The following is a 15420-nucleotide window of genomic DNA, read 5'->3' on the forward strand; positions in this document are numbered from 1 at the left end:
TGTCCGTCACGCGCACCGTGATGGCCGTGACGCTCCTCCCATGGCCGTTGTACCCTCACCCATGCCTGCCAAGATACCCGTGAACTCTTTTTCTTGGAGGTGCGGGAGCCTGGATGGGGTTCGATGGAGCTTGCAGTTCCTTGAGCCGGGGCCAGGTTTTCAGCGCTTGAACGTGCATGAACAGCTTCAGAAATATACACAGCGACACGGTGCTGCGGTTCGGGCCCTACGCATTCCACCTGCATCAGCGGCTGATCCTGGAGGGGGATCGACCGCTGCGCATGGGTGGGCGGGCCCTGGATATTTTGCAGATGCTGGTCGAACACGCCGGTGCGGTGGTCAGCAAAGAGGCGTTGATTGCCCGCGTCTGGCCGACCTCGGTGGTCGAGGAAATCAACCTGCGCGTACACATCGCCGCCCTGCGTCGGGCACTTGGCGATATGCCGAACGGGCACCCCTATATCGTTAATATTCCCCAGCGAGGTTATAGCTTCATCGCCCCGGTGCAGCACGACCGTACGGGCACGCCGGTGCTGGTCGAAACCTTGCACAAGCCGCAACACAACCTGCCTGCGCGACTCACACCGGTGACCGGTCGCGATTCGATCGTCGGCAGCGTGGTCCGGCAGTTACCGGTTCGACGCTTCATGACCCTGGTCGGCCCCGCCGGCATCGGCAAGACCACCGTGGCGTTACGCGTGGCCGAATTGCTGTTGCAGCACTATCGGGATGGCGTCTGGATGGTTGATCTGGCGGCCATCGACGACCCGTCGCAGCTTGTCGATCATCTGTCGTGCACGCTGGAACTGGACGTCGGCGCAAAGGCACTGGCGCAACGACACGCCTTGGTGGTGCTCGACAATTGCGAACACCTGCTTGAACGTTGTCGGACAGTGGTCGAGGGTCTGCTGGCCTCGGCGCCTCGCTTGTCGATCCTCGCCACCAGTCGCGAACCGCTACGAGCGGCAACGGAAACGCTGCTGCGGTTACCAGCCCTGACGGTGCCACCCGCCTCGGCGATTTATAGCGTGGCCGAAGCCATGGGCTATTCAGCGGTGCAGCTGCTGATCAGCCGCGCCCGAGCCCGTCAGCAAGGGTTTGCCCTGCGCCAACAGGATCTCAATGCCGTGCGCGAAATCTGTCGACGGCTCGATGGCCTGCCCCTGGCCATTGAGCTGGCGGCGGCGCAGATCGATGCGCTGGCGCTGGTGGGGGTGCAAGCGCAACTCGGCAACTGTTTTCAACTGTTGAGCCAAGGTCGACGCACCGCCGTGCCACGGCATCAGAGTCTCAAGGCTGCGCTGGACTGGAGCTATGAACGGCTGAGCCCGTTGGAGCAGATCGTGTTGCAGCGCTTGGCGGTGTTCAAGATGGCGTTCACCCTGGACGCGGCGATTGGCGTGATCAGTGGCGCGATGCTGCTGCCCGCAAGCCTGGTCAACGTGGTGGAGAGTCTGGCGAATAAATCGCTTTTGTCAGTGGAGCAGGGCAGCGGCGTGACCCGCTACCGTTTCCTCAATACCACGCGCACCTACGCCCTGGAGAAACTCGAACGCAGCGGTTACTTGCGCGCCTTCGAACTGCGTTATGAGCGCTACACCAGTCGGTCCTTCTGGGCATCAGGCGGGCAGGTCGCGCTGCAACTCGTCGAGTAACCGCCGGACTTTGATCAGGTCCGGTGTGGCGAAGCCTTCGGTGAAACGCTGGTAAATCGGCGCCAGCAGCTCATGGGCTTGCCGGAAGTGGCCCTGACGCTGCCATAGCTGGGCCAGTGATGTGGCGCTGCGCAGTTCCCAGGCCAGCGCTCCCTGTTTTTTTGCTACGGTCAAAGCCTTGAGCAGCACCGCCTCGGCCGCGCCAACGCTGCCCGGGCAATCCTCTGCCAGTAACGCGTCTGCCCCGGCCCGCAGAATCTCCGCCGTGCTCCAGCCCGCGGCGCCGTTTTCGACCCGCTCCAGCAACGCATCATCGATGAAACGGCTGTCCAGTGTGACCATGATTTCCTTGATCAACCCGGTGTCTGGTCGCGGGGGCGAGGGGGTATCGGCAACGTCGATCACCTGCGCGTAATGTTTGGCCCACTTATAGAACAGCAGCACCGAATGTTTCTTCGCCTGCTCAAGCAGCAAGGCCAGGAGCTCGCGGGCGAGCGGGGTGTCGCCGTTGTAGTGGGCGATCAGGCAGCCGGACAGCGCCAGGGTGTAGCAGATGGACGTGCCATGATTGATCTGCATCGCGATGTCGAGTGCCTGTCGCGCGGTGTGCCAGGCTTTTTCCGGGTGCCCTTGCAACCAGAGAATGCGCGCCAGAATCGTCAGGGCCGCCACGCTCTGGTCGTACTGCACGCCAAAGCCATGGGTGAAACGGTTGAGGTGGCCGCACTGGGCCAGGCGTTGAATGACCTGTTCGGCGTTCTCCCGCGCCAGTGGCTGATCGCCGGCAAAGTGCAGGGCCAGAACCCGCAAGCGCTGGGTGCTGAGGGCTGTCACTGCGTCGTCGTGCGGCCTCAACCGCTCGAATTGTAGGCTCTGCTCCAGGGCCAGTTGGTAGTGGCCGCGACTGAGATCAACCGCCAGGTGTCCGGAAATCGCTTTGAGCTGACCGGCCACATCGTTGCAGAGTTCGGCCAGGTGTCTGGCGCTGACGAACGCTTCGACGGCTTCGGCGCTGCTGCCCAGGGTGTGGTAGCAGCAACTGCCGAGGGCGAGCATGAGGGCCATGGTCAAACGCGGGCAGGGCGGGCGTATCGCTTCGTCCAACGCCAGGGCTTTGCGCACGTACTGGCCGTGTTCCTTGAGCAGCGACAACTCTTGCCAGAGCGGTGCCGAGGTCGCGGTGAGGCGGATGGCCAACCCTTGCGACCCTTGCGCATTCAAGCCCCAATCGAGCGCCGCACGAATGTCTTCCAGGCTGCGGGCGTAACGCTCGGTCCAGCGTTCGCTCGGGGTGTGGTCCCAGTCACTCTGCGCCTGCTGCATCAAGGCCAGGCAGCGTTCGGCGTGACGCTCGCGGGTGTCCGCCAGCTCCTGGGCCTGATCGAGTTTTTCCAGTGCATAGCTACGTGTGGTGTCGAGCAGACGGTAGAACACTTCTTCGTCGCCGACTTCCACGTTCAGCAATGACTTGGCCACCAATTGGGTAATAGAGGCAAGCACCACGTCGGGCTCGACGTGCTGGCCGACAATCACGGCGGCTGCCGACTCCAGGGTAAACCCGCCCCGGAACACCCCCAATCGGCGCAGGCAGGTTTGCTCGCAGGCATTGAGCAGTTCGAAGCTCCAGTCCAGTGTGGCGCGCAGGGTCTGATGGCGGCCCAGGGTCGTCGGGCAACCCTGGGTGAGCAGACGAAAACTGCCTTGCAGTTGCGACAGCAAGCCACTCAAGCCCAGGTTGCCCACTTGCGCCGCTGCCAGTTCGATCGCCAGCGGTATGCCGTCCAGGCGACGGCAGATTTCAATCGCCAGCGGCAGTTCGGCTTCGCTCAGTTCAAAGCTGTCATGGCTGGCCATCGCCCGCTCGACAAACAATTGCAGCGCCGAAAACGTCAGGGCCTGAGCGCGGTCGAGCACGGCGACGGGCGGCGGGCAGTCCAGCGATTCCAGGCGCTGCACGCATTCGCCTTCGGCCCGCAGGCTCTCGCGGCTGGTGGCCAGAATGTGCACCTGGGGCGCCGCGCGCAGGATACTTTCGCTGAGCAACGCAATGGCATCGATCAGGTGTTCGCAGTTGTCGATGACCAGCAGCATCTGTCGTTCGCGCAAGCATGTGGCGAGCCCGTTCATGGGGTCGGCGTCATGCAACGACAAGCCCAGCGCTGTCGCCAAGTGCGCGCCGATCATCAAAGGGCAGTTGATCGGTGCCAGGTCCACCAGGCGAATGCCGTCTCGATAGCGACCGATCAGTTGCTCGGCGACGCGCAGCGCCACGGTCGTCTTGCCGATCCCGCCGGGGCCCACGAGGGTGATGAAACGTTGCTGTGAGAGTTGCGCCAGCAGTCTGTCGACCAGGGCCTGACGGCCGATCATGCGAGTCCGGCGCACCGGCAGGTTATGGCCGCCTGGTTCATTAGCGTCGTTTTGGGGGCGTTGTTCGATGGATTCCAGGGAAAATGGCGCGACAAAACTGTAGCCGCGTTGGGCGACGGTGATGATGTAACGCTGACCGGCCTGACCGTCACCGAGGGCTTTGCGCAGTGCTGCCATGTGCACGCGCAGATTGATGTCTTCCACCACGCTTTTGGGCCAGACCCGCGCGATCAGTTGTTGTTTGCTCACCACCTGGCCTGCGTGCTCCAGCAGGACCAACAGAATGTCCATGGCTTGCCTGCCCAGGCGCAGGGGCTGGTCGGCCTCCATCACCAGGCGTTGTCCGGGGTAGATCCGGTAGGGGCCGAAACGGATGGCCTGTTCGGGGGTAAGGGTCAACGGGTCACTCCTGCTTGCATCCTTCTATCACGCGGTATCCAGGCATATTCCTGAGGTTTTTTCGGTAGCGCAACGTGGCGTCATACATCTCGACAGCAGGTACAACGGCTGCGGCCTTGCCGTCAGTGCCCGGCGGTCCCGTATTTATTGGACTCAGCGCCGGTGAACGGCACGCCGGGGCCATGGGTGTACGGCAGAAAATTAACAACGTTTAACTCGTACCGATCCGGTCTACGCTCAAAAATCCATTTCTTCAAGTAGCCGAAGGTATCGGCCTTTTTGCAACAGAAAGTGCAACAAAAAGCGTGCCGCAAAAAGGACGAACACTTCTGGAGGAACCGGAATGAGCAACGTGGTGGTGGTCTATCACAGCGGTTACGGGCACACCCGGGTCATGGCCGAAGCTGTGGGCCTGGGGGTGGAACGGCACCTGGGTAGCACCTGTCGGCTGATTCCGGTGGAGGACGTGGACGACCACTGGGAGCGCTTGCACCTTGCTGATGCAATCATCTTCGGCGCCCCCACCTACATGGGCAGCGCTTCGGCAGCCTTCAAGGGCTTCATGGAGGCCACCGCCTCTTTCTACCTGGCCCAGCCCTGGCGCGACAAGCTCGCTGCCGGGTTTACCAACTCCGGTTGCCTGTGTGGCGACAAGCTCAACACCTTGCTGCAGATGGCGGTGTTCGCCGCCCAACACTCGATGATTTGGGTCGGCCTCGACCTGCTGCCAGCGCGCAGCAGCGTCGGCCTGTTCGACGGGCAGTTGAACCGACTCGGCAGTTCGCTGGGGGCGATGGCCCAATCGAACGTCGAACAATCCCCCGAATTTGCTCCGCCCCTGGAAGACCGCCGCACCGCCGCACATTTGGGCGAGCGGGTCGCGCGCCTGGCCGAACGCCTGGCTCAAACCTCTTGTTAATCGTCGTAAACCCATGCATCAGGAGAATCGTAATGAGCACCTTTACCACCCGTGACGGCACCGAGATTTACTACAAGGACTGGGGCACCGGTCAGCCGATCGTCTTCAGCCACGGCTGGCCATTGAACGCCGACAGTTGGGAATCGCAGATGATCTTCCTGGCCTCCCAAGGCTACCGGGTCATCGCCCACGACCGCCGTGGTCACGGTCGTTCGAGCCAGCCATGGTTCGGCAATGACATGGACACCTACGCCGATGACCTGGCGCAGTTGATCGAGCATCTGGATCTGCAAAACGCCGTGCTGTTCGGCTTCTCCACCGGCGGCGGCGAGGTGGCGCGTTACATCGGTCGCCACGGCACCGGTCGCGTGGCCAAGGCCGGGCTGATTTCCGCGGTGCCGCCGCAGATGCTCAAGACCGAAGCCAACCCCGGTGGCTTGCCGATGGAAGTGTTCGACGGTATTCGTCAGGCGTCCTTGGTCGACCGTTCGCAACTGTACAAGGATCTGGCCAGCGGTCCGTTCTTCGGTTTCAACCGGCCGGGTGCCAAACCGTCCCAAGGCATGATCGACTGGTTCTGGCTGCAGGGCATGGCTTCCGGTCATAAGAACGCGTACGACTGCATCAAGGCGTTCTCTGAAACCGACTTCACCGAAGACCTGAAGAAGTTCGACGTGCCGACCCTCGTGGTGCATGGCGACGACGACCAGGTGGTGCCGATCGAAGCGGCGGGCATCGCCTCGGCGAAACTGGTCAAGGGCTCTACGTTGAAAGTCTACCCAGGAGCCCCGCACGGCCTGACCGATACCCACAAGGATCAACTCAACGAAGATCTGCTGGCGTTCATCAAGGCCTGATCAAAATCAAAGGCGCCTACAGGGTTATGTGAACACCTGTAGGCGCTGGCGAAGGCTGCGATCTTTTGCTGTTGAGAGAGGGAAGCGTACGCATGGCGCGGCAACGCCAGGCAAACGGTGTGATGCCTTCGCTGCGGGTAAAAATATGAGAGAAATGCGCCTGATCGCAGAAGCCGCATTCCAGGCTGATTTGCGTCAGGGTCAGGTCGGTGTTGCGGATCAACTGTTTGGCCCGGGCGATGCGTTGCTGTCGGATCCAGTCCTGCGGTGAAGCACCGATGCTGCACTTGAACGCACGGGAAAAATGACTGCGCGACAGGGCACAGGCCCGTGCCAGTTCGGTCACTTCCAGGGGGGCACCGAGGTTATCGAGGATCAACTGCTTGACCAGGGTTTCACGCCAGGGACTCAGACCGCCCGTGGCTTTTTTTCGTGTTTCAGTGGCACGCGCACTGATCGCGGTTTGCTGAAAATGAGCCATGGCCAATGTCCGTGTCAATGGGCGCGCGCGGTTGCGCTGCACGGTGGGTCAGCACATTCCTTTGTCTAAAAAACAAGTCTGTGCAGAAGGCTTCATTTTTGGTCGCGAGGGCTTTGGCTTGCGAGTTAAACGTTGTTAATTCCGCAGTCAGGCTTAAGGGTAAAAATGCGCCAACTGAGCACATCGCTTCAATTCGCACTGACGCACGGTCATGTAAGATTGACGACGCGTAGCGGGCTGGGCAGGGGCGCCTTTTCTGGCTTGATCAAGGGTGATCTCCTTGGCCAAGGCACCGGCCGGTGCCAGGGAATTCTTCAAAATCGCCCTGGACTCCACCGCGCCATCGAGTAAAGTCCGACAGACCTCGCGCCTGCTGAACACAAAAAGGGAACCGCGCCCATGAACCGTAACGATCTACGCCGCGTCGACATGAACCTGCTGGTGATTTTCGAAGCCCTGATGTTCGAAAAAAACCTGACCCGCGTCGCCGAAAAACTGTTCATGGGCCAACCGGCGGTGAGCGCCGCGCTGGGGCGGCTGCGTGATCTGTTCGACGATCCGTTGTTGCTGCGCAACGGTCGCGGCATGGAGCCGACGGCGCGTGCGCTGGCGATTCTCAAGGAGCTGCAACCGGCGATGGACACCATCTCCGGCGCGGTCAGCCGGGCCAAGGAGTTCGACCCGGCCAGCAGTTGCGACGTGTTCCGCATCGGGTTGTCGGACGATGCCGAGTTCGGTCTGTTTCCGCCGTTGCTGCGCCAGTTGCAGGAAGAGGCGCCGGGGATCGTGGTCGTGGTGCGCCGCGCCAATTACCTGTTGATGCCGGCGTTACTGGCGTCGGGAGAAATCTCGGTGGGGGTGAGCTACACCACCGACCTGCCGGCCAATGCCAAGCGCAAGAAGCTGCGCGACATCCCCTGCAAAGTCCTGCGCGGCGATGACCGCCCGGGGCCGTTGACGCTGGACGAATACTGCGCCCGTCCGCATGCGATGGTGTCGTTCTCCGGTGATCTGAGCGGCAACATCGACCTGGATCTGGCCAAGGTCGGTCGCACCCGCCGCGTGGTGCTGGGCGTACCGCAATTCAGTGGCTTGCGCGCGCTGCTTGCCGGTACCGAGATGATCGCCACCGTGCCGGATTACGCCGCGTGCGCGTTGGTTGAGGGGTGTGGGTTGCGCGCCGAAGATCCGCCGTTTCCCATCGACGCCGCGCAACTGTCGATGGCCTGGAGCGGGGTGCACGACAACGATCCTGCCGAGAAATGGCTGCGGTCGCGGATCAGTCAATTCATGTCCGAACCCTTGAAAATACCGGCACCGTAGGCGCTGCCGAAGGCTGTGTTTAATGGTGTTTAGCGTTACTTCCTGAAAGCTACAGATCCTTGCGTCGTTGCCTACGATTGCGCCAGAATCCGCCGGCTTGTGTGCCTTGGGGGCGGGCTCTATCGTTTGCCGGTCGCTGACGAATCAGCGATCGGATTTAGCGACCCGAACCTTTGTAGGCGCAACAGCGCTCCAAACCCTCTTGCAGATTGTTCATGTCTGCGATTGATGTCATGGCGGCTGTGCGCGGGAGACCTTCGGGTCTGCCGGGCGCCTACACTCGGTTCGCTAACCTGCGTGCAGCCGCCACCCTTACCTGTTTAGCGACAGGTCTTGGTGGCTCCATTTCTTGTAGGAGTTTCACCATGTTCAAGGTCACACCTAACCCGCCCCAAACCGACGATGTTTCCCCCTACGATCCCCTCGATCCCAAAAAACTCAACGAAGCCGCCGAACGCGCCCTCGATCACTACCTCAAACCGTCCGACCCCGACGGCGCCAAACAGCCCCCGCGCAAACCGAGCACGATTTACACCGTCGCCCCCAACATCGACATCGAAGAGTTACTGGCCAATGCCTGCGAGTCCTTTGCCTCGGCCAAGGTGATCGCCAGTGACTGCGCCGGGTTTCTGGAAGGGCCGCAGCGCAATACGATCCTGGGCGTCGCGCAGCTCATCATGTTCGGTGAATTGGCGGTGAATCGGGCGCTGGATAGTCTGGAGCTGAAGGCCGACCCGGCCCTGTAACCTGATCTTATACGCTGATCCCTGTCGATCGTTCCCACGCGCAGCAAAGGAATGCAGCCCGGGACGCTCTGCGTCCCCTCCAGAGCCGAACGCGGAGCGTCCGTTGAGGCATTCCCACGCAGAGCGTGGGAACGATCAACACTCACGACTGCTGCGCAGCCGAACGCAGCCTCGCAAGCTCGACAGCTGCTACAGATTGCATTACGGCTTAAGTGAACAGTATTACCCCGTGGCGAGGGGCAAACTCTCTTGCCACAACGGGTCTTACGGGGGGCGTTGAGCCTAAGCTCTTCGTACCGCAAAGAGAGCACGTACATTCAATTTTTCCCCACCCCTTGGCGGCACTATTCAAGCCAATGATTGAACAGGGGGGCGGCCATGAATGCTTCGCAACGCAATGAACAGGCGCAAAGCCTCGGTTTGCTGTTTCTGCGGGTCACCGGCAGCGTGTTCCTGCTGTGGGTGCATGGCTTGCCCAAGCTGCTGGACTTCAATGCGCAGTTGCAACTGATCGAAGACCCGTTCCACCTCGGTGCCCACCTCACGCTGATCCTGGCGATTTTCGCCGAAGTCCTGTGCCCGCTGTTGATCGTCGCCGGTGTCCTGGCGCGGTTGGCGTGCTTGCCTATTCTGTTTGTGCTGCTGGTGGCGCTGCTGGTGGTTCATCCGCAATGGAGTGTGGCCGAAGGGCAGTTCGGCTGGCTGTTGTTGATCATCTTCACCTCTGTGTTTATCGCCGGCCCCGGACGGCTGGCGCTCAATGTTCGTTTGCCCGGAGTGCTCCGTTATGTCTGAAGCCCAAACTCAAAAAGCGCCGGGGTCCGATGAGATCGTGACGCTGATCGTCAAGCACCGGGTCAAGGCCGGTTTCGAAGCGGCCTATGAAGCCTGGTTGCGCAACATCGTCAGCGTAGCGGGGCGCATGGAAGGACATCTGGGCGTGGACGTGATCCGTGGCAAGAACGGTGGCCTGGACATGTTCACCTGCGTGCTGCGCTTTTGCTCCACCGAGGCCATGCAGCGCTGGCTCGATTCGCAGCAACGTCAGGCGTTGATCGATGAAGCCGCGCCGATGCTGGCCGACGGCGATCAGACCGAGGTCAACCCGGTCAACGAATTCTGGTTCGCGCCGCTGGCCGATGCCGCCTCGCCACCGCCGCGCTGGAAGCAGGCCGTGCTGTCGTTGCTGGTGATTCTGCCGCACACCTTGCTGGTGCCGCTGCTCTGGGGGCCGCTGCTAAAACTCAACGCTTTTCTCTCCAACTACCTGGTCGCCACGTTCCTGATCACCGTGACCATCGTGGTGTCGGTGGTGTACGTGTGCATGCCGGCCGCGACTCGCTTGTTTGCGCCGTGGCTGGCGCCCAGTCAGCCACGGGAACACCTCGAATCCAACGCAAATTCGCCGCGCTGAGCTGGCGCTTATTTGCTTCATTTCACTGATGACGAAGGAACTGCGATGAACGCCGATCTGATTCTGTTCAATGGCCAATTTCATACCGTAGACCGCGAAAAACCCCTCGCCAGCGCCGTGGCGATCAGCGATGGCCGCTTCGTCGCGGTCGGCACCGACGCCGAGGCCATGGCCCTGCGCGGCTCGGGCACCCAGGTGATCGACCTCAAGGGCCGTTGCGTCATCCCTGGCCTCAACGACTCGCACTTGCACCTGATCCGTGGCGGCTTGAACTACAACCTCGAACTGCGCTGGGAAGGCGTGCCGTCCCTGGCCGATGCGTTGCGCATGCTCAAGGAGCAAGCCGACCGCACGCCGACGCCGCAGTGGGTGAGGGTGGTCGGTGGCTGGAACGAATTCCAGTTTGCCGAGAAGCGCATGCCGACCCTGGAAGAACTCAACCAGGCGGCGCCCGATACGCCGGTGTTCGTGCTGCATTTGTACGACCGCGCCTTGCTCAACCGCGCCGCATTGCGGGTTGTCGGTTACACCCGCGACACGCCGAACCCGCCGGGTGGCGAAATCGTGCGTGATGCCAACGGCAACCCAACCGGCATGTTGGTGGCGCGGCCGAACGCGATGATTTTGTACTCGACCCTCGCCAAGGGGCCGAAGCTGCCGCTGGAATATCAGGTCAACTCGACCCGCCAGTTCATGCGCGAACTCAACCGTCTCGGCCTGACCAGCGCCATTGATGCCGGCGGTGGTTTCCAGAATTACCCGGACGATTACCAGGTGATCGAGCAGTTGGCGAAAGATGACCAACTGACCGTGCGCATCGCCTACAACCTGTTTACCCAGAAGCCAAAAGAAGAGCTGACCGACTTCAAGAACTGGACCGGCAGCGTCAAGCTGCATCAGGGCGACGACTTCCTGCGGCACAACGGCGCCGGCGAGATGCTGGTGTTCTCGGCGGCGGACTTCGAGGACTTCCTCGAACCACGTCCAGACCTGCCGCAGACCATGGAACAGGAGCTGGAGCCGGTGGTGCGCCATCTGGTGGAACAGCGCTGGCCGTTCCGTTTGCACGCCACTTACAACGAATCGATCAGCCGCATGCTCGACGTGTTCGAGAAGGTCAACCGCGATATTCCGTTCAACGGTTTGCCATGGTTCTTCGACCACGCCGAAACCATCACCCCGCAGAACATCGAGCGGGTGAGGGCGCTGGGCGGTGGCATTGCGATCCAGGACCGCATGGCGTTCCAGGGTGAATATTTTGTCGACCGCTACGGCAAGCAGGCCGCCGAATCTACGCCACCGATCAAGCGCATGCTGGCCGAGGGTGTACCGGTCGGCGCCGGCACCGATGCCACGCGAGTGTCCAGCTACAATCCATGGACCTCGCTGTACTGGATGGTCAGCGGTCGTACCGTCGGCGGTCTGGCGCTGTACGAGGAAGGCTTGCCGCGCACCACTGCACTGGAGCTGTTCACCCACGGCAGCGCCTGGTTCTCGTCGGAGCAGGGCAAGAAAGGCCAGATCAAGGTCGGGCAACTGGCGGACCTGGCAGCACTGAGCGCGGACTTTTTCAGCGTCGAGGAAGAAGCCATCAAGTGGATCGAGTCGGTACTGACCGTGGTCGGCGGCAAGGTGGTGTACGCCGCCGGCGACTTCGAAAAACTCGGGCCTGTCAGCCTGCCGGTGCTGCCGGACTGGTCGCCGGTGGCGAAGGTTCCGGGACACTGGCGGCCGAACGCGCCGATGCAGGCGCAGGTTCACCAGTGCAGCGGCCCGTGCACCGTGCATACCCACAGCCATGAGAAGGCCCGTATGTCGAACGTGCCGGTGAGTGACTTCGCCGGTTTCTGGGGCGCCTTCGGCTGTTCCTGCTTCGCGTTCTGAGTCTTGCAACAAAGCGTCGGCCATTGTGGTCGACGCTTCACTCATCACCCTCCGAGGAGTTTCACATGAGCAACGTACCTTACAAACGTCTGAACAAAGATGACGCCGTTGTGCTGCTGGTCGATCACCAGACTGGCCTGATCTCGCTGGTGCAGGATTTTTCGCCCAACGAATTCAAGAACAACGTGCTGGCCCTGGGTGATATCGCCAAGTTCTTCAATCTGCCGACCATCCTCACCACCAGTTTCGACAGCGGCCCGAACGGCCCGATCGTGCCAGAGCTCAAAGAACAGTTCCCGGATGCGCCGTTCATTGCCCGTCCAGGCCAGATCAATGCCTGGGACAACGAAGACTTCGTCAAGGCAATCAAGGCGACCGGCCGCAAGCAACTGATCATCGCCGGCGTGGTGACTGACGTCTGCGTGGCGTTCCCGACCCTGTCGGCCATTGCCGAAGGTTATGAAGTGTTCGTGGTAACCGATTCTTCCGGCACCTTCAACGAAACCGTGCAGCAAGCAGCGTGGGCGCGGATGTCGGCGGCGGGTGCACACCTGATGAACTGGTTCGCCGTGGCGTGCGAGCTGCAGGGCGACTGGCGCAACGATATGGAAGGCCTGGCCAACCTGCTGTCCCAGCGTCTGCCGAACTACCGCAACCTGATCAACAGCTACACCAAGTTCACTGCCAAGTAAGGTGCTGAAGAAAAAATGCCCGCGATGTGCGGGCATTTTTTTGTGCTGATCGAATGTCCGATACATCAGCGCTTCTGCAACCATCCCAAAAAACCACCTTTGCGGATCGGTGCCGGTTTGGCCATCAACGCCAGCCGGCTGTTCTGCTGCCGCACCGCCTGCAACTTGTTCAACGCCTGGCCCACTTCGCTGCGCTGTTCCATGCACTGGCGGGTCAGGTTCTTGTCGAGACGGTAGATGATCGAAGACGTCAGCGCGGTGAACGTCGCCTGCGACGGCGTATCGGCCAGGATGCTCTGTTCCCCCATGACTTCGCTCGGCCCCATGCGACCGGCCTCGGTGAAGCCATCGCCGTCCGGCACGCTGGCGCTGACGACGCCGGTGGCGATCACGAACAGGCTGTCCGGCACTTCATCCAGATCCAGCACCACCTGGCCTGCGGCGTATTGTTGCGCGACCATCGATTCGGCGAGGCGATCACGTTCCTCATGGCTCAGCGAGCGGAATATCTTCACTTCATCGAGCAGCGCGCGGGCGCGGGTCGAGGGTTCGATCACGCCGTCGGGGTGTCGTGAGATGCCGGCCGCTTCCAGATGGCGATGGGCGAGGTCGAACAGTTGATTGCGCACGTCGCTTTTCTTGCTCAGCTCGGCGATGAAACCGCTGGCCACGTATTCGGACATCTCTTCGCCGGCCTCTTTCAACACCGCTTTGGGTGCCGGGTTCAGCAACAGGTTGCTGCTGCCTTGCAGTGTGCGGTCGAGGGCGTCGAGCACCCGGCGTGGGCGGATGTGGTTCGCCACCTTGATGCTGATCGATACCCCGTGCAGGTTGTTCGGGCGGCTGAGGTTGACGATCTTGGCCTTGGCCGCCACCGAGTTCGGCACCACGGCCATCGTGCCGGCGCTGCTCAACAGGTGCGTGGCGCGCCAGTTGATGTCCAGCACTTTGCCTTCGACGCCGTCGATCACCACAAAGTCGTCCACCTGATAGGGCTTGGTGGTGTTGAGCACGATGCCGGAGAACACATCGGCCAACGTACTCTGCAGCGCCAGACCGACCACGATGGCGAACACGCCGGAAGTCGCGAGCAGACCTTTGACCGGCAGATCCAGTACATAACCGGCGGCCGCGACGATGGAGGCCAGAAACACCAGCGCACCGATAACGTCCTGCAACAAACGGCCGCTGTGACCTATGCGGCGCATCAGCACCAGACCGAACACTTCCGTGAGCACCCGTGCGGCATACAGCCACCAGAGAATCCCCAGCGCCGTCGCACCCAGTTGCGCCACCGGGTCATCGGCAAACAACGGCGTCTGCAACGGGCTGACGCCGGCGTTGATGACCAGTGCACTGAACGCCAGAAACAGCACCAGCCGCACACCGACCTTTGGCGCGCGATGCTTGAACGGGACGAGGTGCCAGAGCAGCGCGTCGAGCACCAGCAGCAGGGCGCTCCAAGGCAACAGGTGGGCAGAGAAAAGACTCATGGATTGCACTCCAGCGGGCACAAAAAAACTCGCCACACCCTGGGGTGTGGCGAGAGATTGGACTCAGTTCAGATGCGTCTTGAGCTCGGCCGCGGCCTGACGTACCGCCGCTTTGACTTCCGGAATCTGATTCAGCGGATTGAGCAGGCCAAAGTCATGAATCATCCCGTTGTAGCGCACCGAGGTCACCGGCACACCGGCCGCATCGAGGTGGCGGGCGTAGCCTTCGCCCTCGTCACGCAGCACGTCGAATTCGGCGGTCTGCACCAGTGCGGCGGGCAGGCCCTTGAGCTGTTCGGCGCTGGCATTGAGCGGCGAGGCATGGATCTGCGCACGCTCGGCCGGGTGGGTGGTGTAGTTGTCCCAGAACCACTGCATCATCCCTTTGGTGAGGAAGTGCCCCTCGGCAAATTGCGGGTACGAGCCGTTGTCGAACTGTGCGTTGGTCACCGGCCACATCAACAGCTGGAAGCGCAGGGCAGGGGTTTTCTGCTCCTTGGCCATCAGCGCCACGACCGCCGCCATGTTGCCGCCGACGCTGTTACCGGCCACCGCCAGTCGCTTGCCATCGACACCGATCTCTTTGCCGTGCTCGGCCACCCATTTCGTTGCGGTGTAGGCCTGGTTGATGGCGGTCGGGTATTGCGCTTCCGGCGACGGCGTGTAGTCGACGTATACCGCGACGGCGCCGGAGCCCACTACCAGGTCACGGATCAAGCGCTGGTGAGTCGGGAAGTCGCCCAATACCCAGCCGCCGCCGTGGAAGAACATGAACACCGGCAACTCGCCCTTGACCTTGGCCGGACGCACCACTTTCAAGTTGATGGTCTGGCCGTCGACCTTGATCGCCTTGTCGCTGATTTCAACACCCGACAGATCAACCTTCACCGAAGCCTGGGCACCGGTCAGCACCGCGCGGGCGTCTTTCGGGCTCAATTGCTCAAGCGGCTTGCCACCACCGGCGGCGAGGGCTTCGAGGAAGGCCTGGGTGTTGTGTTCGACACCGGGGCTGCCGGCGGCGAATGCGTTGCCGATGGACAGGGCGAGGAGGGAAGCGACGAGGGTTTTCTTGATGTTCATGTGCAAATCCTTTTTCAATCGTTTGAGTTTTTGTATGCCTTGGGATCGGGCTGCTGTGGCGCTGGGGTTCAGGCCTCAGCAACACCGTGAGCACAGATTAATGAGGT

Annotated in this window: 13 protein-coding genes; 9 read left to right on the forward strand and 4 right to left on the reverse strand. The window is 61.6% G+C overall.

The window, feature by feature from the left end:
• Positions 1–176 precede the first annotated feature (176 nt).
• Positions 177–1655, forward strand: a complete 1479-nt coding sequence (locus tag HCU66_RS06935; RefSeq protein ID WP_205887772.1) for an ATP-binding protein — start codon at positions 177–179, stop codon at positions 1653–1655.
• On the opposite strand, the gene HCU66_RS06940 is transcribed toward HCU66_RS06935, so the two are convergent.
• Positions 1620–4424, reverse strand: a complete 2805-nt coding sequence (locus HCU66_RS06940) for an ATP-binding protein (protein ID WP_205887773.1) — start codon at positions 4422–4424, stop codon at positions 1620–1622. The two genes, HCU66_RS06935 and HCU66_RS06940, sit on opposite strands and share 36 nt — an antisense overlap.
• A 343-nt stretch (positions 4425–4767) precedes the next feature.
• Here HCU66_RS06940 and HCU66_RS06945 point away from each other — a divergent pair, with 343 nt between their 5' ends.
• Together HCU66_RS06945 and HCU66_RS06950 are read left to right on the forward strand one after the other, a co-directional pair.
• A complete protein-coding gene (locus HCU66_RS06945) occupies positions 4768–5343 on the forward strand; it encodes a flavodoxin family protein (protein ID WP_205887774.1) in 576 nt (191 codons plus the stop codon).
• Positions 5344–5375: 32 nt separating this feature from the next.
• Positions 5376–6200 (forward strand): alpha/beta fold hydrolase, encoded by an 825-nt coding sequence (locus HCU66_RS06950; RefSeq protein WP_205887775.1) that lies wholly within the window; start codon positions 5376–5378, stop codon positions 6198–6200.
• Between the two features lie 16 nt (positions 6201–6216).
• Here the strand turns inward: HCU66_RS06950 and HCU66_RS06955 are convergent, their stop codons facing one another.
• The gene (locus tag HCU66_RS06955; protein WP_205887776.1) at positions 6217–6681 is read right to left on the reverse strand and encodes a helix-turn-helix domain-containing protein; all 465 of its coding nucleotides are present in this window, start codon (positions 6679–6681) and stop codon (positions 6217–6219) included.
• 399 nt (positions 6682–7080) lie between these two features.
• Here HCU66_RS06955 and HCU66_RS06960 point away from each other — a divergent pair, with 399 nt between their 5' ends.
• From HCU66_RS06960 to ycaC, 6 genes are all read left to right on the forward strand, one after another.
• Positions 7081–8004: a LysR family transcriptional regulator gene (locus tag HCU66_RS06960; RefSeq protein WP_205887777.1), complete on the forward strand. Its 924-nt coding sequence runs from the start codon at positions 7081–7083 to the stop codon at positions 8002–8004.
• Positions 8005–8369: 365 nt separating this feature from the next.
• The gene (locus HCU66_RS06965) at positions 8370–8750 is read left to right on the forward strand and encodes a DUF6124 family protein (RefSeq protein WP_205887778.1); all 381 of its coding nucleotides are present in this window, start codon (positions 8370–8372) and stop codon (positions 8748–8750) included.
• 378 nt (positions 8751–9128) lie between these two features.
• Positions 9129–9545, forward strand: a complete 417-nt coding sequence (locus HCU66_RS06970; protein WP_205887779.1) for a DoxX family protein — start codon at positions 9129–9131, stop codon at positions 9543–9545.
• Positions 9538–10164: an antibiotic biosynthesis monooxygenase gene (locus tag HCU66_RS06975; protein ID WP_205887780.1), complete on the forward strand. Its 627-nt coding sequence runs from the start codon at positions 9538–9540 to the stop codon at positions 10162–10164. The genes HCU66_RS06970 and HCU66_RS06975 overlap by 8 nt, the downstream gene beginning before the upstream one ends.
• Positions 10165–10209: 45 nt before the next feature.
• Positions 10210–12048 carry an amidohydrolase gene (locus HCU66_RS06980; protein ID WP_205887781.1) on the forward strand — a complete coding sequence of 613 codons (1839 nt, stop codon included), beginning with the start codon at positions 10210–10212 and terminating at the stop codon, positions 12046–12048.
• A 65-nt stretch (positions 12049–12113) separates the two neighbouring features.
• A complete protein-coding gene (gene ycaC / locus HCU66_RS06985; RefSeq protein ID WP_205887782.1) occupies positions 12114–12740 on the forward strand; it encodes an isochorismate family cysteine hydrolase YcaC in 627 nt (208 codons plus the stop codon).
• A 65-nt stretch (positions 12741–12805) separates the two neighbouring features.
• Here ycaC and HCU66_RS06990 read toward each other — a convergent pair whose 3' ends face one another.
• Both HCU66_RS06990 and HCU66_RS06995 read right to left on the reverse strand, forming a co-directional pair.
• A complete protein-coding gene (locus HCU66_RS06990; RefSeq protein WP_205887783.1) occupies positions 12806–14233 on the reverse strand; it encodes a mechanosensitive ion channel family protein in 1428 nt (475 codons plus the stop codon).
• Positions 14234–14296: 63 nt separating this feature from the next.
• A complete protein-coding gene (locus HCU66_RS06995; protein WP_205887784.1) occupies positions 14297–15313 on the reverse strand; it encodes an alpha/beta hydrolase in 1017 nt (338 codons plus the stop codon).
• Positions 15314–15420 lie beyond the last annotated feature (107 nt).

The sequence above is a fragment of the Pseudomonas frederiksbergensis genome (assembly GCF_017114915.1).
Lineage (GTDB): Bacteria > Pseudomonadota > Gammaproteobacteria > Pseudomonadales > Pseudomonadaceae > Aquipseudomonas > Aquipseudomonas frederiksbergensis_I.

What these genes read in the sequence shown, in the direction of transcription:
- HCU66_RS06970 (WP_205887779.1), top strand. Translation starts at nt 9,129, where the DNA reads ATGAATGCTTCGCAACGCAATGAACAGGCGCAAAGCCTCGGTTTGCTG.
- HCU66_RS06990 (WP_205887783.1), bottom strand. Translation starts at nt 14,233, where the DNA reads ATGAGTCTTTTCTCTGCCCACCTGTTGCCTTGGAGCGCCCTGCTGCTG.
- HCU66_RS06960 (WP_205887777.1), top strand. Translation starts at nt 7,081, where the DNA reads ATGAACCGTAACGATCTACGCCGCGTCGACATGAACCTGCTGGTGATT.
- HCU66_RS06995 (WP_205887784.1), bottom strand. Translation starts at nt 15,313, where the DNA reads ATGAACATCAAGAAAACCCTCGTCGCTTCCCTCCTCGCCCTGTCCATC.
- HCU66_RS06945 (WP_205887774.1), top strand. Translation starts at nt 4,768, where the DNA reads ATGAGCAACGTGGTGGTGGTCTATCACAGCGGTTACGGGCACACCCGG.
- HCU66_RS06965 (WP_205887778.1), top strand. Translation starts at nt 8,370, where the DNA reads ATGTTCAAGGTCACACCTAACCCGCCCCAAACCGACGATGTTTCCCCC.
- HCU66_RS06975 (WP_205887780.1), top strand. Translation starts at nt 9,538, where the DNA reads ATGTCTGAAGCCCAAACTCAAAAAGCGCCGGGGTCCGATGAGATCGTG.
- ycaC (WP_205887782.1), top strand. Translation starts at nt 12,114, where the DNA reads ATGAGCAACGTACCTTACAAACGTCTGAACAAAGATGACGCCGTTGTG.
- HCU66_RS06955 (WP_205887776.1), bottom strand. Translation starts at nt 6,681, where the DNA reads ATGGCTCATTTTCAGCAAACCGCGATCAGTGCGCGTGCCACTGAAACA.
- HCU66_RS06935 (WP_205887772.1), top strand. Translation starts at nt 177, where the DNA reads ATGAACAGCTTCAGAAATATACACAGCGACACGGTGCTGCGGTTCGGG.
- HCU66_RS06950 (WP_205887775.1), top strand. Translation starts at nt 5,376, where the DNA reads ATGAGCACCTTTACCACCCGTGACGGCACCGAGATTTACTACAAGGAC.
- HCU66_RS06980 (WP_205887781.1), top strand. Translation starts at nt 10,210, where the DNA reads ATGAACGCCGATCTGATTCTGTTCAATGGCCAATTTCATACCGTAGAC.